At 57.4% G+C, this 20,353-nt stretch carries 15 protein-coding genes and 1 CRISPR repeat array; of the genes, 9 read left to right on the plus strand and 6 right to left on the minus strand.

Annotation, left to right across the window (positions count from 1 at the left end; all coding sequences use genetic code 11):
* The first annotated feature begins 31 nt into the window (after positions 1–31).
* Positions 32–589, plus strand: a complete 558-nt coding sequence (locus tag RCI_RS08680) for a hypothetical protein (protein ID WP_048199164.1) — start codon at positions 32–34, stop codon at positions 587–589.
* A gap of 7 nt (positions 590–596) precedes the next feature.
* Here RCI_RS08680 and RCI_RS15775 read toward each other — a convergent pair whose 3' ends face one another.
* A complete protein-coding gene (locus tag RCI_RS15775) occupies positions 597–938 on the minus strand; it encodes a hypothetical protein (protein WP_012036055.1) in 342 nt (113 codons plus the stop codon).
* Between the two features lie 208 nt (positions 939–1,146).
* Here RCI_RS15775 and RCI_RS08690 point away from each other — a divergent pair, with 208 nt between their 5' ends.
* From RCI_RS08690 to RCI_RS08725, 8 genes are all read left to right on the plus strand, one after another.
* A complete protein-coding gene (locus tag RCI_RS08690; protein ID WP_012036056.1) occupies positions 1,147–2,067 on the plus strand; it encodes a DMT family transporter in 921 nt (306 codons plus the stop codon).
* A 35-nt stretch (positions 2,068–2,102) separates the two neighbouring features.
* Positions 2,103–2,561: a hypothetical protein gene (locus RCI_RS08695; protein ID WP_012036057.1), complete on the plus strand. Its 459-nt coding sequence runs from the start codon at positions 2,103–2,105 to the stop codon at positions 2,559–2,561.
* A 36-nt stretch (positions 2,562–2,597) separates the two neighbouring features.
* The gene (locus tag RCI_RS08700; RefSeq protein WP_012036058.1) at positions 2,598–3,464 is read left to right on the plus strand and encodes a metallophosphoesterase family protein; all 867 of its coding nucleotides are present in this window, start codon (positions 2,598–2,600) and stop codon (positions 3,462–3,464) included.
* 148 nt (positions 3,465–3,612) lie between these two features.
* Positions 3,613–4,017: a hypothetical protein gene (locus RCI_RS08705; protein ID WP_012036059.1), complete on the plus strand. Its 405-nt coding sequence runs from the start codon at positions 3,613–3,615 to the stop codon at positions 4,015–4,017.
* Positions 4,018–4,024: 7 nt separating this feature from the next.
* Positions 4,025–5,062, plus strand: coding sequence for a radical SAM/SPASM domain-containing protein (locus RCI_RS08710; RefSeq protein ID WP_048198323.1), 1,038 nt, complete (start codon positions 4,025–4,027; stop codon positions 5,060–5,062).
* 42 nt (positions 5,063–5,104) lie between these two features.
* Positions 5,105–5,935, plus strand: a complete 831-nt coding sequence (locus tag RCI_RS08715; protein ID WP_012036061.1) for an alpha/beta fold hydrolase — start codon at positions 5,105–5,107, stop codon at positions 5,933–5,935.
* Between the two features lie 138 nt (positions 5,936–6,073).
* The gene (locus RCI_RS15780; protein WP_012036062.1) at positions 6,074–8,059 is read left to right on the plus strand and encodes a PAS domain-containing protein; all 1,986 of its coding nucleotides are present in this window, start codon (positions 6,074–6,076) and stop codon (positions 8,057–8,059) included.
* Between the two features lie 564 nt (positions 8,060–8,623).
* Entirely contained in the window at positions 8,624–8,923 is a 300-nt protein-coding gene (locus tag RCI_RS08725; RefSeq protein ID WP_048198325.1) for a KGG domain-containing protein, read from the plus strand.
* A 125-nt stretch (positions 8,924–9,048) separates the two neighbouring features.
* On the opposite strand, the gene RCI_RS08730 is transcribed toward RCI_RS08725, so the two are convergent.
* The 5 genes from RCI_RS08730 to cas5e all read right to left on the minus strand — a co-directional run bounded on the left by RCI_RS08730 (position 9,049) and on the right by cas5e (position 20,341).
* A complete protein-coding gene (locus tag RCI_RS08730; protein WP_012036064.1) occupies positions 9,049–10,365 on the minus strand; it encodes a hemolysin family protein in 1,317 nt (438 codons plus the stop codon).
* Positions 10,366–10,702: 337 nt separating this feature from the next.
* Positions 10,703–17,635: direct repeats of the CRISPR family, unit length 29 nt; unit sequence CGGTTCACCCCCACGCCTGTGGGGACTTT.
* A 27-nt stretch (positions 17,636–17,662) separates the two neighbouring features.
* Positions 17,663–17,953: a type I-E CRISPR-associated endoribonuclease Cas2e gene (cas2e, locus tag RCI_RS08735; RefSeq protein ID WP_012036065.1), complete on the minus strand. Its 291-nt coding sequence runs from the start codon at positions 17,951–17,953 to the stop codon at positions 17,663–17,665.
* A 6-nt stretch (positions 17,954–17,959) separates the two neighbouring features.
* Positions 17,960–18,901 (minus strand): type I-E CRISPR-associated endonuclease Cas1e, encoded by a 942-nt coding sequence (gene cas1e, locus RCI_RS08740; protein ID WP_012036066.1) that lies wholly within the window; start codon positions 18,899–18,901, stop codon positions 17,960–17,962.
* A gap of 4 nt (positions 18,902–18,905) precedes the next feature.
* A complete protein-coding gene (gene cas6e, locus RCI_RS08745) occupies positions 18,906–19,658 on the minus strand; it encodes a type I-E CRISPR-associated protein Cas6/Cse3/CasE (RefSeq protein ID WP_012036067.1) in 753 nt (250 codons plus the stop codon).
* Positions 19,658–20,341: a type I-E CRISPR-associated protein Cas5/CasD gene (cas5e, locus tag RCI_RS08750; RefSeq protein WP_012036068.1), complete on the minus strand. Its 684-nt coding sequence runs from the start codon at positions 20,339–20,341 to the stop codon at positions 19,658–19,660. The genes cas6e and cas5e overlap by 1 nt, the downstream gene beginning before the upstream one ends.
* Between the last annotated feature and the right edge of the window lie 12 nt (positions 20,342–20,353).

Raw genomic sequence — 20,353 nt, forward strand, 5'->3', positions numbered from 1 at the left:
ATATAATGGATTCGATCAAAACTCGTCTGCTATGAGCGATGGGATTGGCGAAGGGCTGAAAGTCGTACAGATCGACGACGCAGGCATCGGTTCCCCCGTAGGTGGCGCAGTCATAGGGATGCTCGACGTCGAGACCAGCGCTTTCTCGTACGGCATGATCGACGTGGAGTACTTCCAGGACGGCAAGTACGCGGCCCGGGAATACCAGAACCGCACTGTCGAGATCGTCGACGACCTGTTCCAGTCTGCCGGCATCACCAGCGAGACCCACCGGGTCGAGATCTGCTCCGGGCACATCTTCGACCGGGTTCGCATCTGGCTGGACGACGGGGGCTACTCGTGGAAGTCCGTCAAGATCGAAGACCCGCTCCAGTTTTTAATCGAGGACTCGTTCAGCGACTACCTGGTCAGCATCGGCGTCCCCGAGAAGATCAGGAAGATCGAAGTGGGCAGAGACCAGTTCATGTACCTGTTCAACTGGGTAAAAGAGGACCCGGACAACAGAGTCAGGTACTGCAAGACCAATGGCAGCAAATGGAAGACCAAGTGGTCGCAGCGCCTGTATGAAAAGCCCCGGGTCCGGACCTGAGCATTTTTTAGCCGCTCACCCACTCACTCGCTTTCTTTCCGACAGGATTTCTCAGAGGTACGTGAAGCCGCCGTATGGCCCGTAGCCGTACGGAGTCAGGCCGACGCCATAGTCGTAGGCATAGCCACCGCCCGGGTATGCGCCCCCATGCGCTGATCCCCGGGTACTGGTAGAACGTCTCTGAGACTTCGGCCTGAGGCGGCACGAAGGTGCCCCCGGCCACGCTCTTCTGGTAAGTCCTGGTAAACCCGCCCGTCTGCACCAGCTGCGCGGCCGCAGGGCCGATGGTCAGTACCGCCAGCGCAAGTACCACACAGGCAAGCATAAGGCACTTATTACTGCACTCCATGATTCATCCCCAGAGCGTTATCGAACGCCGGATTATAAAAGGGTTTGGTAAAAAGATAGCGGCGCCCGCTGCCGATCTATCAGCCCCGCCCCCGGAAGGGCAGACCCGAAGGGATTTAAAAAACGAGGACGTGTCAGCCTTCAAAACGGGCGTGCATACACTGATATTCGAAAAACTGCGGTCAGTCTCAGATTCAGGCACAGTCATCATGATCGGCTTAGTCCTCGTCAACGTGTTCTGGGGCGCCTCGTCCATAGCGGCTAAAGAGGCCCTGATCCAGCTCACCCCGGTGGAGATAGTCACAGTGCGGTTCGCCGTCGCGTTCATCGCCGTACTGGCCCTCGCGCTCCTCTTCAACCGGGACGCGCTGAATGTCCGCCCCGCCGACCTCCCCGTGCTGATCTTCATGTCCGTCGCGGGCGTCTCCCTGCAGTTCGTCCTGCAGGTCATGGCCCTGGTGTACACGACGGTGACCAACTTCTCCCTCCTCTTCAACCTCTCCGCGATCTTCATCATGATCTTCGGCGTGCTGCTCCTGAAAGAGCGCCCGTCCGGAAAACAGGCGCTCGGAGCGCTCATAGGCTTCGGAGGGGTCTTCCTCATCGTCACCGGCGGCTCGGGAGGCTTATCCCTCGCGCACCTGTCAGGAGACCTGCTGGGGCTGGCCAGCGCCGCGCTCTTCGGCCTGTACGCCATCGCCTCCAAGACAGTGGCGGACAGGTACGGCCCGCTGACCATCCTGATCTACACCTTCCTCTTCGGCATCCTGGGACTGCTGCCGGTATACTACTTCGCCACCCCCATGACCCCGCTCGCCGCCCTCACCCCTCTCTCCTGGGCATCCATCGGCTTTTTAGCCGTATGCTGCTCAGTCATAGCATTCCTGATCTTCAACCACGGCCTGAGCAGGCTTCCCTCGGCAGACGTGGGCATCACCATCTACGTCTCCCCGCTGGCAGGAGTGGCGCTGGCAGTGCTCCTGCTGGGAGAGACGCTGACCACCTTCACGATCGCCGGCGCTGCGCTCGTCATGGCAGGCCTCTACGTCACCCAGGCCAGAGAAGGCGGCCACAGCGGAGAAGAAGAGGCTAAGGAAAAGGCCGACCGGCCTGCGACAGCAGACGGATAGATACTTTTAACAGCCCGGAAGGTAATGAGAGCACGATGCCCGATTTCACCGATCCCACCCATACGCTGGGCTACGAGTTCGAGCGGCACGTGATGAGCCTGTTCGGAAAGGAGTTCAAGATCGTCGCCTGGGCGCAGGACGGCCAGCGCAGCAGGCAGGAGATCGACTTCAACCCCGACCTGATTATTGAACATTTGCCCTCGAAGACCGTGTTCGGGGTGGAATGCAAATTCAGATCAGGCCTGTTCGCCGGGAACATCGCCTGGGCCAAGGAATACCAGCCCCAGAAATACCAGCGGTATGTAACACAGACCGGGCACAAAGTCTTCGTCATCATCGGCATAGGCGGCACTCCGGCAAACCCCAACTACATGTACTGCGTGCCGTTGTGGCAGGCGAAGTTCAACTTCCTGAACCCCGACGTGCTCAAGAGATACCGGCGCAACCCCCGGCGGATGTTCGAGTATGATAAGGCTTCGGGGCAGCTGAAATAGTAAGAATTATTTATCCTGCAATCATTGTCTCGATCGATGCGGGGCTGTACGCTACTCTTCTCAGACATCCACGCTGACATAGGCGCGCTGGACGCCATCCTCAAGGTGACCCACGACCCGGGCTTTTCCGGGCGGTTCGGCCCCGTGGAGAGAGTCCTCAACCTGGGCGACGTGGTCGAACGGGGCTACCACCCGTGCGAGGTCATCGACCGGCTCAGGTCGCTGCACCATCTGACTTCCGTGATGGGCAACCACGACGAGGCGTTCATCTGCGGCAGCCCGGTATCGGGAAGTGACGACCGGAGCGAGACTGCCAGCCTGCAGTGCCGGGCGCAGGGCACCTGGGAGGGATTTTTAGAAAAGGGGTACAACTACTGGCAGGACGACGAGGCCCGGCTGTTCGCCGCCCACGGCGGGCCGATCGACCCGGAGAAGATCTGCCCCGGGGAGGCCGACTGCCTCACGGCATGGCTGCACGGCCGGACGTGGCAGAGGATATCCCGGGACGGCCGGCGGTACTTCGACTGGAGCGGCTACCACTACCCGCCCGAAGACGCTTTCGCCGCCGTGCGAGATGCCCTCGACCCCGGCTTCGCCATCCTCTGCGGCCACGAGCACTCCGAAGCCGCCTACGAGGAAGACATAAACGGCAGCGTCACCGACGTACTATACGGGCTGCAGAAGTCCTCCTTCACAGTCAAGGGAAGGCGGATCGACGAGAAGCTGCTCCCCCTCCTCGAAGGCCGGAACTACCTGGTCAGGCTGGGGCTCGCGGGCCCCGAAGGGTACTACTCATACTTAGGGTGGGACCGGTCCTATTTCGGCGTGTACTACGAGAAAGACGGCCAGAGGTACATCTCCCTGCTCAGCTTCCTGCTCGGCAGGGACATGGTACCGCCATAAACCTGTTAAGCAGAGAGATGGCGCTGCCATAAACCTGTTAAGCAGGGAGATGGTACCGCCATAAGTTCAAACAGCCCCGTAGCTTACCTAATTCTTATTAAACGGGACACTGTAACATATGAATAGTGGGTTGGCAGGGGTCAACTGAATGCTCGACGAAACGCTGATCTTAATCCTGGCCGCAGGCACAGCCTGCGTCGTTTTCTTCGCGGGGCTCTGCATGGTAGCAGGCAGCCTCTACCTCTTCCTGAAACAGAGAAGCCGGACGGCCGGCGGAGTCCCGGCTTGGATGCTCGTGCTCGCAGTGGGACTCTTCCTTACATTCGTGGTGCCGGGAGCCATCATCTTTCTCGCCGCTTACGTCATCGCCACCCAGACACCTCCTCCGGTGGTGACCTGCTATGCCCCGAAGCCTCCGGAGGTGACGGACTATACGTCGGCCGCCTCGTCGGTCACGATGGCCGTGCCCCTCGCGATGAGGCTGGAGCTGGCTGAAAAGCTCCGGGAGAGCGGCAAGCTGCCCGGGCACATTTATGATAAGATCAAAAAGTAGGGCGGCTATGTTTCGGGAGGTCATGAACTCCATGGCGGCGAAGGAGCCGGAAACCGGGTTCATCTACGAGGTCACCGCAGCCTGTAATAACCGTTGCCTGTACTGCTATAACGTGTGGAAGTGCCACGGCCGTACTGCGCCGGGAGATCTGCCCGCCCCGGAGTGGGCGAAGATCACCGGCAAGCTGCAGCGGGAGTCTTCTGTCAGGCTGATCACGGTCAGCGGCGGAGAGCCCCTCCTTAGAGAAGACCTGCCGGAAATACTCGGGGACATCAAGACCAGAGGCATAGACATCAACCTGATCACCAACGGCACCCTGCTCTCAGAGGACGCCGTCGCCAGGACCATCGATAGCGTTTCGATGTACGAGCTGCCCCTGCTCAGTGACACAGCATCCCGGCACGACTACCTTGCGCAGTCTAAGGCGTTCGACAGGGTCATGGACGGCATGGCCAGCATCACTGATGCGGGCGGCAGGTTTGCGGCGGTCTTCGTCGCCACGAAAGTGAACGCGGAGGACCTCGAAGGCGCCTGCCTCATGGCCATCGCTCTCGGCGCCCGCACTCTGATGTACAATCCCTTCAATCCCGGGGGCGAAGGGCTGAGGCACCTGGAAGAGCTCCGGCTGCCGGCCAGCACCCTGAAAGCCCACCTTGACAGGCTGGAAGAGCTGTCCCAGCAGTACGGCATTCCGGTCCACTGCGGAGTGCCCGTCCTGCCCTGCGTCCTGGACACCCGGGAATACAGGCGGATCACCTTCGGCACCTGCCCCGCGGGCGGGCGTGGGGCGTACTATACGATAGACCCGCAGGGCATGATGCGGATGTGCAACCATTCGCCCCGGGTGCTCGGGGACTTCAGGAGGGAGCCGTTCAGGAAGATCAAGGTTTCCGCAGCGGCGGAGAGCTTCAGGCGCTGCGTCCCGGAGAAATGCCGGGGCTGCGAGGATTTCCGGGCCTGCAGAGGGGGCTGCCGGGCCATACTGGAGCAGATCTACGGCAGGGCCGACGTGGACGAGCCCGCCTCCGGGGTAATCCGGGCTTAAACGCCCAATAGCTATTAGCCCTTTTAGTGATAAGTACAGCCTATGTACTGCGAGGTCGGAGACCTTGAGATATATTACGAAGAGTATGGCGAGGGCACCCCAGTAGTGATGATCCACGGCTACGGCATCGATCACCACGTGATGACCGGGTGCATGGAGCCGGTTTTCTTAAAAAGGAAAGGGTACCGCCGCATTTACCTCGACCTGCCGGGCATGGGGCGGACCAGAGCCCCCGGCCACCCCATGAACTCCGACCAGATACTGGATGCAGTCGCGGGCTTCTGCGAGAAAACCGTGCCCGGCGAGCCGTTCCTGGTCGCGGGAGAATCCTACGGAGGCTACCTGGCACGGGGCCTGGTCTACAAGATCCCCCACCGGCTCTCCGGGGTGCTGCTGATCTGCCCGGTCATCGTCGCCGAGAAGGCGAAGAGGACGCTCCCCGGCAGGAGCGTGTTCGCCAGGGACGAGGCCCTCCTGAAAAGCATCGAGCCGGAGGCGAGAGGCCTGTTCGAGCGCATGCTGGTACTGCAGGACAGCAGGCGATGGGAGAGATTCCAGCAGGATATCCTGCCCGGCGTCAGGCTGAGAGACGAGGACTTCGTCAGAGATCTGATGAAAAACGGGTACCCGTTTACCTTCGACGTAGACAGGCTGGAAAGGTCGTTCGACAGGCCGTCGCTCCTGCTGGCCGGGCGACAGGATGCCTCAGTCGGGTACAAGGACATGCTGCAGATCGCGGACAACTACCCCCGGGGCAGCGTGGTGGTGCTGGACCGGGCAGGCCACGGGCTCGAAGTAGAGCAGCAGCCGGTTTTCGAGTGCCTGGTCAACGAGTGGCTCGACCGGGTGCGAGGCCATGAAAGCTCACATTAACCGTTTTTCCGGCATTTTCGCCGCAATTTCACTGCCAAATCTAATCAGCGCGTACAGAAAAGTGAAACTACGAATTTTGACATCGACAGCGCACATAGTGCCGGAAGATGGCGAGAGGCAGGGCGAATAGAGATAGATATGGACGGCCGTTCGGAAGGGTCTGGCGATAAGAAAAACGGATACCAGCCAGACGAGGATATGTTCCGCTTCATGATCGAGAACTCGGGGGACATCCTCTGGACCATAGACCTGACCGGCCGGTGGCAGTTCATGACCAGCAACGTCGAGAAGGCCATCCACATCAAAGCCAGCGAGATCATCGGAAAGATGGTATGGGACTTCGTCGCGCCGGAGTACGTGGGCATCCTGAAAGATATGCTGAAGCGGCGGCTGGCCGGAGAGGACATGCAGGCATACGAGGTGGTGGTTTTAGACCGGGACGGGAAGCGTGTCCCATTCGAAGTAAAGACTTCTCCCATCGTGGACAAGAACGGGAAAATCATCGGGATCCAGGGGGTATCCCGGGACATCAGCCAGCGGAAAAATGCGGAGGCTGCGCTGCGGGAGAGCGAAAAAAAGTTCCGCGACCTGGTGGAGAGCATCCACGACTGGGTATGGGAGGCGAACAGGAAAGTAGAATTCACTTATTCTAGCCCTCGAGTACTGGATTTACTGGGGTATGCCCCCCGGGAGATCATCGGCAGGCCCATGTGGGATTTCATGGAGCCTGCGGAAGCCAGGAGGATATCCGCCATACTTCAGAACCTGATCAGGCTGCACAAGCAGTACGACATAGCGGAGAAGACGATGCTTAGCAAGAAGGGCGACCCCGTTGCCATGGAAATGACGCTGACACTGACGTACGACGAAAAAGGGGACATCAAAGGCTTCAAGGGCATATGCAGGGATATCCGGGACCGCAAGCGGGCGGAAGAAGCGTTGAGGCGGGCGTACGGCGAGCTGGAAAAGCGGGTGCAGGAGCGCACCCGGGACCTGGCTCAGGCGAGAGGCACTCTCCAGGGGATCCTGGATACGGCCCCGATAGGCATCGTCGTCGCTAACGCCCCGGATGGCAACATCTCCTTCAGCTCGCCCGGGGCGGAAAAAATCTTCGCCGGAGAAGCCTCCGGCAACATCTATAACCCCATGATCGAACAGCACCGGCTGCTGCGGACAGACGGCTCCCCGTTCACCCACAACGACCTGCCCTTCATGATCTCGCTTGAGCAGGGAAAACGCATCATCGACGCAGAGATGCAGTACATTAAGCAGGATGGCCGGACGATGAGCCTGCTGGTAAGCAGCGCCCCGATCCTCGACGAGAAAGGCAAGATACTCGCTGCAGTCGCCACCATCGTCGACATCACCAGGCTGAAGTCGACGGAAAGAGAGCTGCGGGAAGCGAAGGCCCAGGCAGAACTGTACCTCGACCTGATGAGCCACGACATTAACAATATGAACACCATGGCCATGGGCTACATCGACATGGCAAAGAGCAGGGTGGAAGCAGACAGAGAAACCGTGGCGCTGCTGGAAAAGTCGGGGGAGATGCTGGCGAGCAGCACCCAGCTCATCGACAACGTCAGGAAAATCCAGCAGGCCGAACAAAGGGGCCTGGAACCGCAGATCGTCGACCTCTGCGAGGTCATCGACCGCGCGAAAAAGAGGTACTCCACCGGAAACATCACCATCACCGCCACCTACCCCGAAGGCCGGGCATGCATGGTGACCGCAAACCAGCTGATAGAGGACGTCTTCACGAACCTGATAGACAACTCCATCAAGCATGCGACGCCCGGAAAGCCCGTGCACATCAACATCGTGGTGGCCGAAACAAAGCGGGCTGGCAGCAGATATTACAGAGTGACGGTCGAAGACGACGGCCCGGGAATCCCAGACGACGTGAAAGACAGGCTCTTCATAAGGTTCCAGCGGGGGAAAACGAAGGTGACAGGCAGAGGGCTCGGGCTCTACCTGGTCAAAACCCTAGTCGAGGACTTCGGCGGGTGCGTCAGAGTAGAGGACAGGGTCAAAGGCAACTACCACGAAGGCACCCGGTTCATCGTGCTCCTGCCAGTCTCCGCCAGAGAACCGGAGAAAGGGACGGGAGCCTGCGCGGGATAAACGAGCGGACGCTGCCATCATATTGGCCGCCCGCCGCAAAGACTCCTGAATCCGGTTATAGTTTTTACTGTTACTTTTTGGATGTTCGCCATTCAGGCCCTCCCCGGCCTCCGATTCCTCACCGTACTCCTCTCTGACCTCCCGACCTCTCTGACCTCTCCCCGAGATCGTTCTCTCTGATCTCCGGAGCCTCCGAAACCTACCTGTTGTCCGGTTTGCGCACACATACCTGGAAAACGGGGGGTTGGAGAGTGCCCGGAGGTCCGGGAGACTTTTTTCAAGCTGGGAGGTCAGGGAGGTCAGGAGGTCTGAGAGGAGGAAGGTGAGGGGACAGAGGATTGGAGAGGGAAAGGCGGCTGTCGGGAATCGCCTTGAGAACGCCTGCCATGGCAGGCGTTCAAAAGGCGAATATCAAGGCACAGGAATTGTTCGAAATGTTTTAGAAAAGAATATACTTCGGCTGTTTTTCCCGGTATTCTTCATCGACACCCCAAATTTCTACTCTTTCGGATGCAGCGATTTATCAGTCCTACCCTCGTCTTAATTGATAGCTACGGTGATATTATGGTGAAGAAGGAAGAAGAGAAGAAGGGCGGCATGTCCGTCCGCGAAGCAGGACACAAGGGCGGCGAGAAGACAGCAGAAACCCACGGCAGAGAATTCTACCAGGAGATAGGCGAAAAAGGCGGAGAGAGGACGGCAGAAACTCATGGCAAAGAGTTCTACCAGGAGATAGGCCACAAGGGCGGCGAGAAAGTAGCCGAAGAGAAAGGCCCCGAGTTCTACTCGAAGATCGGCCACAAAGGCGGCCAGAAGGTCAAAGACCTCATAGAGAAGGGAGAAGAGGCCGAAGAGAAAAAGTGAGCCTGCCGAAGCCCCGCAGGATAAGCCCTTTCATACGGTAAACCGCCTTTCCTAGAACGATGTGGAAGCCGGGCGGAAAAGCCAGCCTGAAAGCCTGCGCAGGCTTTAGAAAGAACCCTCGCAGACTATTTTCCATTTTCCCTGCTCTCGGGCGGCGGTGGCGGGGTTACCAGGACCTTGTCGACGCGCATACCGTCCATATCCACGACCTCATAGGTATAGCCGTCCACAGTGAACTTATTCCCCACAGCCGGAATGCGGTGCAGCCGGGTCATGACAAAGCCGCCCAGCGTCTGGAACATGCCGCTCTCCTCTTCGGGCAGGCTGTCGATGTCCAGCTCGTTCATGAACTCGTCGATGGGCAGCATCCCGTCCACCAGCCACGAGCCGTCATCCCGCTGGACAACCTTGGGGCCCTCGATCTCGGAGACCTCGCCGACCACGGACTCCATGATATCATGGATGGTGACCAGCCCCTGCAACCCGCCGTACTCGTCGATGATCAGGGCCATGTTCTTGCCCGACTTCTTGAACAGCTCCAGCGCCTTCAGCGCGGGCATGCTCTCCGGGATAAAGAGAGGCTCCTTCATGCTCGCCTTCAAATCCAGCGGCTGGTTAGCCATGTACCTGCTCAGGAGGTCTTTCGCATACACAATGCCGAGCACCTCGTCAAGGCTGCCCTCGCAGACAGGGAAGATCGAGTGCCCGCTCTCCTGGATCTTCTGTCGGATCTCCTCCACCGTATCATCCGTGTACAGGGCGGTCACGTCAGTCCGGGGCACCATCATGGCACTGATCCTCCGCTCCCCGAGCCGGAACACGCTCTCCACCATGTCGCTCTCCGCCTCCTCGAAGACGCCCGCCTTGGCGCCCTGGTCGATCAGGACCTTGATCTCCTCCTCAGTCACCGGAGGCTCCGCGGATGGCTTGACATGCAGCACCCGCAGCGACAGATCAGTCGAAAAGCTCAGCAGCCTGACGACGGGCATAGCCAGCATGGACAGGAAGCGCATCGGCCCCGCGATGATCAGGGCGATCCTCTCCGCGTTGCCCAGCCCGATCCGCTTGGGCACCAGCTCCCCGATCACGATGGTCAGGAAGGTGATTATGAGGACTACGGAGACAATGGCGATGGACCCTGCGTAAGGCGCGAGGGCCGGAACGGCGCTGATATAGGGTACGAAGTCCTCCGCAATGGTAGCGCCTCCGAAAGCGCCCGCGAGGACGCCGATCAGCGTGATGCCGACCTGGATAGTCGACAGGAAGTCGCCGGGAGCCATGGCCAGGTCAAGAGCTACTTTAGCGTTCTTATCGCCCTCGTTGGCAAGCTGCTGCAGCCGGGCCTTACGGCTGGACACAATGGCGATCTCAGCCATCGCAAAAAGGCCGTTAAGAATGATCAGAAATACGACTATGACCGCTTCGATCAATAAATTGGACATTGACAAGTCTCTCCGGGACAGCCCAGATTAAATTCTTAGCGCGGCGGAATACGCCTGCAATACACAATTCTATTTAGTCTGTGGCCATCCTAAACTTTGCTATCATGCGTGCGCCGACCAGAGTATTATCGGGGCGCTGCCTGATAAAACAATAACATAGGATTAGGACATGGTTTATAAATTTTTTGTATCAATATAAATTGGCATCCAGCAAGACATAGTACACTTCCGTGGCTGACAGGCATAATAAATTGTATATTGATTGCCATGGGCAGGGTTGTTCACCCCCACATCCGTGGGGACCTATGATATTATCTTTTCATAGAGCGCCTACTGACGGTTCACCCCCACGCCTGTGGGGACTTTTCGCAACAATCCCTATATATCCACGCCAACGACGGTTCACCCCCACGCCTGTGGGGACTTTGCCACATCGGTGCCTGCGATGTTCGGCTCGATCGGTTCACCCCCACGCCTGTGGGGACTTTATAGTTATCGCGAGGGGATCCGGAGCGGCCGGCGGTTCACCCCCACGCCTGTGGGGACTTTGCCCTCTTGAGGGTGGCAACGCCCCTGGATATCGGTTCACCCCCACGCCTGTGGGGACTTTGGCGAACGTATGAACCTCATAGCTGACTGTCCCGGTTCACCCCCACGCCTGTGGGGACTTTCCGCCAGTTCTCCATGACGGCCCTGATCTTCGCGGTTCACCCCCACGCCTGTGGGGACTTTGGAAGTAGGCCCCGATACGATTGAGCAGCTTACGCGGTTCACCCCCACGCCTGTGGGGACTTTATTAGACGACGTACCGGGATTTGGTTGCGTTACGGTTCACCCCCACGCCTGTGGGGACTTTTGAGGCTGTCATACGAGAACGAAGAGTCGACATCGGTTCACCCCCACGCCTGTGGGGACTTTTATCTGGGTCTTCATGTTGAACCGTGCGCCATCGGTTCACCCCCACGCCTGTGGGGACTTTCAGGCGTCGAACTCTGCCTTCTCGTCTTTGGCCGGTTCACCCCCACGCCTGTGGGGACTTTCTATCTCTTTTGAAAGATCGTAGTTGCTCATTCGGTTCACCCCCACGCCTGTGGGGACTTTTTGAATTGCTGGCCGTCCGAGATTGGGGTGATCGGTTCACCCCCACGCCTGTGGGGACTTTGCACTTGCGGGAATGTTCGGAGCTGCCGCCCTCGGTTCACCCCCACGCCTGTGGGGACTTTCAACCGAAATCATAAACGCACAGATTGCGAACCGGTTCACCCCCACGCCTGTGGGGACTTTATTACAGCCCCGATCCGAGTCTTACACTCGTACGGTTCACCCCCACGCCTGTGGGGACTTTCGCGTCGCCTACCTTCGTAAGGACAGGGACAACGGTTCACCCCCACGCCTGTGGGGACTTTTCGTCTGGTCCGCTAAGTCCTACCGCATTAACCGGTTCACCCCCACGCCTGTGGGGACTTTGCGACGTCTGCCCTAAAAATTCTCCGGTACAACGGTTCACCCCCACGCCTGTGGGGACTTTGCGGTCGGGGCGTCGTGGGTGTGGGGCGTCGCCGGTTCACCCCCACGCCTGTGGGGACTTTTTTTCACGGAAGCGCTACCTGTCCAGGCGTACGGTTCACCCCCACGCCTGTGGGGACTTTTCATAGGCTCCCCCGTACATCGGGAAATGGTACGGTTCACCCCCACGCCTGTGGGGACTTTATAGGGTATCAAGTAAAAGTTTTAGCATATGCCGGTTCACCCCCACGCCTGTGGGGACTTTTCAGATTAGAAGGCTGTAAGTCAGTCTTCTTTCGGTTCACCCCCACGCCTGTGGGGACTTTGGGGTTTTCATTATCACCCACGCCTGCTCCATCGGTTCACCCCCACGCCTGTGGGGACTTTGACACAATGGACATATTAACTTACCATCATGTCGGTTCACCCCCACGCCTGTGGGGACTTTGGCACAACCACCAGTTATCGATGAAGACAAACGGTTCACCCCCACGCCTGTGGGGACTTTGGCATGTTGACCGTGAACGATACGTGGTCCGGCGGTTCACCCCCACGCCTGTGGGGACTTTCTGCGCCTGCACAGCTGCAGGTGTAATCATCGCGGTTCACCCCCACGCCTGTGGGGACTTTTTGTCGTGCCAGGCTGGATGATGCTTGCCGGTCGGTTCACCCCCACGCCTGTGGGGACTTTTCATTATATAACTGGAAAATTTTTGTGTTAAACGGTTCACCCCCACGCCTGTGGGGACTTTGGCAGGATAGATTCAATTGATAGTATGCATCCCGGTTCACCCCCACGCCTGTGGGGACTTTCTGTACCTCCTTGTTGTCATGATCTGCTGCTTCGGTTCACCCCCACGCCTGTGGGGACTTTACGGGCTTCGATTTCCAGGTACTTTTGATACCCGGTTCACCCCCACGCCTGTGGGGACTTTGAGAATAGTTAAAGAATACCCAATAATAGCGGCCGGTTCACCCCCACGCCTGTGGGGACTTTTTTGGGCATTTATCTATACACTTGCCGCCATTCGGTTCACCCCCACGCCTGTGGGGACTTTTTCCTCCGCTTCAACACTCTTAAGATAGCTTTCGGTTCACCCCCACGCCTGTGGGGACTTTCGCTGACGGGGCAGTATCCCACGCAAGAGCGCCGGTTCACCCCCACGCCTGTGGGGACTTTCGCTGCCAGCAGCCTATTAGTCAGCTCTTGCTCGGTTCACCCCCACGCCTGTGGGGACTTTGGGACGCTTAACCTCAATACCCACAAATACACCCGGTTCACCCCCACGCCTGTGGGGACTTTGCGTAGTCGGTAGGAAGGTCTATCGCAAAGAACGGTTCACCCCCACGCCTGTGGGGACTTTATTTGAAGCATCGTAGTTTCTGCCGGGGCCAGCGGTTCACCCCCACGCCTGTGGGGACTTTGAATGGGCAGAGCAGCAGTCATTCTTTGATGACGGTTCACCCCCACGCCTGTGGGGACTTTATTATGAGTCAGCATGGCGACATGACCAGGAACGGTTCACCCCCACGCCTGTGGGGACTTTGGAAAGGTCACCAATAGCAACGGACAGGCCACCGGTTCACCCCCACGCCTGTGGGGACTTTCACCACTGGCTTAAGCCAGTTCTTTTGTGTTCCGGTTCACCCCCACGCCTGTGGGGACTTTTAACAGAATTGCAATGGATACACGGTTCATCAACGGTTCACCCCCACGCCTGTGGGGACTTTTTGTTTGTACAGGTGTGCTTCACGCTTAACGCGGTTCACCCCCACGCCTGTGGGGACTTTCATCTTATGAGCCTGATCGAATAACTGGCTTGCGGTTCACCCCCACGCCTGTGGGGACTTTTCTCTAGGTTGAATCTTCCACTGTGCAACTTTCGGTTCACCCCCACGCCTGTGGGGACTTTACTATCTTCATTTGTTCCTGAAGCTTTTCAAGCGGTTCACCCCCACGCCTGTGGGGACTTTGGGCAAAGGACGGCACTAACGTTCTCGCTCACGGCGGTTCACCCCCACGCCTGTGGGGACTTTTTTTTATCAGTAGTGATCCTGCGGATATCGTTCGGTTCACCCCCACGCCTGTGGGGACTTTGTGATGGTCGTCTCCCGGTTCCTGCGCTACTATCGGTTCACCCCCACGCCTGTGGGGACTTTGTTTTGGAGCATTTAAAATAATCCTGTGTAGTCGGTTCACCCCCACGCCTGTGGGGACTTTTCCGGCTTCTTCCATAGCTTTAACACTCTGATCGGTTCACCCCCACGCCTGTGGGGACTTTTCAGCGATCTCTCCCCGCTTGATCTTAGTGACCGGTTCACCCCCACGCCTGTGGGGACTTTTGGGCTTCGGCTCTGGCCGTCCTCTCCATTCTCGGTTCACCCCCACGCCTGTGGGGACTTTTGTATGTATGATACTAACACCAACCGATGCCGCGGTTCACCCCCACGCCTGTGGGGACTTTGTCCCTACACTATTTCCGTTAATGTCTCGGATCGGTTCACCCCCACGCCTGTGGGGACTTTGCGCTGGCTTGATACCTCAATGCCATCAAGGTCGGTTCACCCCCACGCCTGTGGGGACTTTTTCTTACGTGCAGCCTTAGTCTTAGCTCTCATCGGTTCACCCCCACGCCTGTGGGGACTTTATTTAATTTTTAAATCTATTAGTGGGTGCTGTCCGGTTCACCCCCACGCCTGTGGGGACTTTTATGCCGGACTGCATCTTAAGCACAGGGTATTCGGTTCACCCCCACGCCTGTGGGGACTTTAAAGCCGTCTTTGGTAAACTGGTTTGGTGTTACGGTTCACCCCCACGCCTGTGGGGACTTTGTTTAATAGGAGGCAAACACGTTTTTTAGCTACGGTTCACCCCCACGCCTGTGGGGACTTTTCTGCGACCGGCGAGACGGATAGACGGCTTAACGGTTCACCCCCACGCCTGTGGGGACTTTGCCGCTGCGTGAATCTGCTCCTTAGTAACTTCCGGTTCACCCCCACGCCTGTGGGGACTTTTGTTTCCTTACCAGCATGTTTTCGGCGGCATACGGTTCACCCCCACGCCTGTGGGGACTTTGAATACGCAAAAAATTAATTTTTATCTTGTATCGGTTCACCCCCACGCCTGTGGGGACTTTTCGATTACTGTGTCCCTTAACTCGTACCAACTCGGTTCACCCCCACGCCTGTGGGGACTTTGTATGGGAAAGGCAATTTCACGAACACGCTAACGGTTCACCCCCACGCCTGTGGGGACTTTCAAGGCTCCGCAGTGCTCCGCTGCGAGACATGCGGTTCACCCCCACGCCTGTGGGGACTTTGCGTCAGGTATGGCCAGATTTGTGACTTGTGTAGGTTCACCCCCACGCCTGTGGGGACTTTGCTACCCCAAGATACGCTATTGAATTATAATACGGTTCACCCCCACGCCTGTGGGGACTTTGTGACAGTAACATCGTCTAACCCGCTATTGTACGGTTCACCCCCACGCCTGTGGGGACTTTGTCCAAGCATATACTATTTCTCCTATCGCTTGCGGTTCACCCCCACGCCTGTGGGGACTTTCCGCTTATCCACTATCGTCTCGGTGACGTCCTCGGTTCACCCCCACGCCTGTGGGGACTTTGTTCAGATATTTCAGGATGTTGTCGAACGATTCGGTTCACCCCCACGCCTGTGGGGACTTTGGTGATGCCTACGATGCCGGGGCCGATTGCCGCGGTTCACCCCCACGCCTGTGGGGACTTTCAATATTGTACATCTTCATATCAATCACCATTCGGTTCACCCCCACGCCTGTGGGGACTTTTAACTACAAATTATACTTGCGTTAAGGTACACCGGTTCACCCCCACGCCTGTGGGGACTTTGCTCATACACTCGTTCCATCTCGGCCATACCGTCTGGTTCACCCCCACGCCTGTGGGGACTTTGATTCTACGTAGGTCGTACTCCAATCAAATAACGGTTCACCCCCACGCCTGTGGGGACTTTTCGCAGTCTTATTACTGCTCCTGACGGATATACGGTTCACCCCCACGCCTGTGGGGACTTTCCAATAGCCTGATTTTGCAAAGTCTTAATGGCCGGTTCACCCCCACGCCTGTGGGGACTTTGCGCAGGCCCGAAGTTGCAGCGCTCGGCCCCCCGGTTCACCCCCACGCCTGTGGGGACTTTGACACGCTTCTGCACCGTATCCACGGGGATACCGGTTCACCCCCACGCCTGTGGGGACTTTTGCTCAGGCCCAAGAGTGGTAGCAACTATAAGCGGTTCACCCCCACGCCTGTGGGGACTTTTGATTGCACCAAGTAAAACACCAATAAGTAAACGGTTCACCCCCACGCCTGTGGGGACTTTCTTATGAAGCTAATCTCATGGCTTTTCAGGAACGGTTCACCCCCACGCCTGTGGGGACTTTATACTAATGGAAATCAGGTAATTGCACAGTATCGGTTCACCCCCACGCCTGTGGGGACTTTATCTCCGCCACGATATCACCACTACAGACGACCGGTTCACCCCCACGCCTGTGGGGACTTTGGATCTAAAAGAGCTACACGGTAAGTGCCCGGCGGTTCACCCCCACGCCTGTGGGGACTTTGAGGGCCTTATTAATGTAGATGCCCTGAACGCCGGTTCACCCCCACGCCTGTGGGGACTTTGCCGTCTCGTATTAACTCCTGTATGTACCAGCTCGGTTCACCCCCACGCCTGTGGGGACTTTTATGATTTTGCCTCTTTCAATATCTTCAACGACGGTTCACCCCCACGCCTGTGGGGACTTTTGGGTGGGGAACAGGTAACCAAAACTCAACATCGGTTCACCCCCACGCCTGTGGGGACTTTGATCCGGCCAGACAAAACACTTTGGGGTAAAACGGTTCACCCCCACGCCTGTGGGGACTTTCAGTTTGCTCTATGATATAATCGGCCTGTTCTCGGTTCACCCCCACGCCTGTGGGGACTTTCATTGCGTATCTCATCGGATGCGGTCAGGCTTCGGTTCACCCCCACGCCTGTGGGGACTTTGTCTAATATTATTTCAAAATTATTTCTCTTAACGGTTCACCCCCACGCCTGTGGGGACTTTATCGGGGCCGTGGGGTAGATTCATCCCACCGGCGGTTCACCCCCACGCCTGTGGGGACTTTGGCCTTAGCTCCCGCCATGAGCTTCTTGAGGTCGGTTCACCCCCACGCCTGTGGGGACTTTTTAGTGGCGTGAGCCTCTTCTCCCTGAGCTGCCGGTTCACCCCCACGCCTGTGGGGACTTTGCACAGTACGTGAAGACCCCGGGTGGGGTCTACGGTTCACCCCCACGCCTGTGGGGACTTTCACGGCGCCGGGGACGGGGGCACTACGTTCAACCGGTTCACCCCCACGCCTGTGGGGACTTTCTTATACGGTGTGCCGTCAGGTCTAACTCCGTCGGTTCACCCCCACGCCTGTGGGGACTTTGGCTTTGATTATCGTACCATCCGCCGCCCATTCGGTTCACCCCCACGCCTGTGGGGACTTTCCCTCGCGCTCACTCTGAAGAATGCTCTGTAACGGTTCACCCCCACGCCTGTGGGGACTTTGCACCGGCAGTATTCGGTTATGATTTGCTCTGCGGTTCACCCCCACGCCTGTGGGGACTTTTGATAGTGGTTATGATCCTATCGGATTGATTACGGTTCACCCCCACGCCTGTGGGGACTTTAATCTGTTTAATGGTGACCGGGTTACTGATCACGGTTCACCCCCACGCCTGTGGGGACTTTACTTGAAAAAGAGCTTCGTTTTAATTATTAAGGCTTTTCTTTAGTCATCACTAAAGATAGCCCTTCGAAGTCTACTATTGTTCTGGTTGTATCTCCGTAGCTTTCTATCTTGTAGCCTTGTTCGTTGTTGTACGAATAGGCCATTGTGCAACCTCCTTTTTTGATGTTTTTAATGATTTTGCCCCATAACTTGTTTCTCACCATTCCGGATAGTTTGCCGATGAATACGCCGGCCTTGGGTTCGATCATCCAGCGGGTCAGTTCTCCTCTGAGAGATGGGGAGACTGATTCTACGATAAATACTGAAAAAGATGCCATATAAGATCACACGGCTTCGTTAGAGTAGTTCGTGCCTCCGGGCACCTGCCCTTTGTCGGGGTCCCAGACTTTTCCGGGCACTGTGAGGTCGGAGTCGAAATCGTCGAAGATCAGGTCGGAGGGTATCGGCACATCGAGGGCTTTCTCGATATCGGGCACGATCTTTGACAGTAAGTCCAGGTCATTGAATTTGTCCCGGCAGGCGAGTCGGACCTTTCGCTCCAGGCTATCGTTGCCGAGTTCGGCTACTGCCCGGAAGGAAAGGGGGATCGTGATCGAGGCTTTGTAGAGGTCGGCGATGTCGTAGACGAAGGAGAGTTGTTTGCCGGTGTGGATGAAGCCCAGCGCTGTAGAGTACCCTACCGATATTATCGCTGCGCTGCAGATGCCGTAGAGGCAGGAATTTGCTACTGATAATGCCCGGTTAACCGGGTCTGCGTTCATCCAGTTGGAGGGGTCGAAGTTGCGGCCATTCCAGGGGATTCCCGTTTCTGCGCTGGCCAGGGCGTAGGTTTGCCTGACCCGGTAGCCTTCCATGCCTCGGAGCTGCTGGATGCTCAGGTTTTCAGGGATTTCCTTGAAACGCATTCGGTACATCTTTTCCACTACTTTCAGCCGTAGCGCCGGGTGGCTGACTAGAAGAGCCTGTTTGAGCAGTTTGGAAGAGTGGCGGGTTTCGCCGAAGCCCTGAGCGTAGAAGCGGATGCCGCCTTCGCCGCACCAGGCGGCGAGGCAGCCGTTGTCCGCCAGTGTTTTTACCGCTTCGTGGGTGATGCTGGTGCCCGGGCCCAGCATCAGCAAGGCGAGGCTGGCGCAGGGTACTTTGGCCTTGCCTCGCTCGTCGTGGATAGCTACAGCTTTGTCCTCCCTGTCGATCTTGCAGTGCTCGACGTACAGGTAGCTCCACCCGTCTTCGACCCGGGGGAGTTCGTGCAGGTCTTTGGGCATTGGCTCACCTTGCCGGAGCTAAGGATAGGAGGCCGAAGCCATAGGCTTTGCCGCTGCCGATGCCGGATTTGAGGGTTTCGAGGAACTTTTCTGCATTTGTCACTTTCAGGGTGCCTTCGAAAAGGACCGAGCCGAAGGTTAATCTATTTTCCCGGGCGTTTTTCTGGACTTTTGCTTTTATTCCAGTGTCGAAGGTGTATATTTTCTGATGGCCTTCTTCACTGATGAGCACATCGGAGAGTTCGCTAAACCTCTTCGTGGACATGAGTTCGAAGCCTCCTGCCGCGCCTTTTCTTTTCAGCCAGAGGATCTGGTCGCTCTCGTTTCTGATCGGCACCCGCCGCCCGTTATTTTTAGGCTTGCCGGCTTTGATGTCCTCAATCCGGGACGTGCCGATCTTTTTCGTAGGATTGGCTCGAAGACGGAAAGCATAGACATCGCCGGCCTTTATTTTCCCGTACTGTTCGTCTATAGCCTTACAGGCTGGATTTTCCGTGCCCGTATTTTCGAGTAGATAGCCTTCTGGCAGCTTTGACCAGTCGGGCTTTTCCTGCGACTGGACCAGTAGTACGATCGCGCCGCTTCTGGGGTGGATGTCGATCCGGTGGAGAACGCCGAAGGTTTCCCTTGCTTCGCCTCCTTTTCCATTAAGGTCCGGAAAGCCCCCCAGAATAGTCCGATGAAGTTCGTGGCAGTCAGCGAGGTCTCTTCTGACAGCCCTTGTTCTCGGGTTCAGGATCAGTCTTGATAAATACATTAAAGGCCCTCTCCTTCTGCTTGAAGTTTTACAGTGCTCATCCGGACGTGCCTGATGCCGTACATTCTGGCCGGGCTTTTCGTCATCCGATCAGTCCTCTGGTAAGGTCCGGAGAGGTCTTCGACTATACATTTTAATTCTTTGGGGTGCGCTTTGCGGGCTTCCATAGTCCCGGAACTCCACGGGTGTCGGCTCAGTGCATCGTCTATCGAAGCATAGTCAGTGGTCAGGGTTTCGAAGACGGGGCGGGTCGGTGGGCAGGATTTTCTTCCCAGATAGATTGGCCATACAGGGTCTTTCAGAGCGTTGCTTATTCTGGTAAGCAGTTCTCCCGGGCCTTCGAGTACTACGAGGAACGCTGCATCCTGGAGATAGTCTCTGAAGGATACAATCGTCGTTTCGCGGAGCTTACCTTCGGCGGTCCGAAGCTCTCCGCTGACCGTGTGGTAATCCCTGGCGATTTCGCCGGGGCACTCCACACGAATGCCTATCCGAAGTTGTGAGTCCAGTTCGTCAGTCAGCCGCGGGTCCTTTCGGGCATATCCGAGAGCGCAGCCGAGCAGTCCGATGATGCCGGACTTGGTAGGCTCGTCCCCGGTATCTCTGATATCCCACCTGGCTTTCAGCCCCCATGACTGCATTGGCCCCTCCAGCCTCAACAGCAGGAGCAATGGGTTGTCCATTCAGTCACCACC

Source organism: Methanocella arvoryzae MRE50, from assembly GCF_000063445.1.
GTDB lineage: Archaea > Halobacteriota > Methanocellia > Methanocellales > Methanocellaceae > Methanocella_A > Methanocella_A arvoryzae.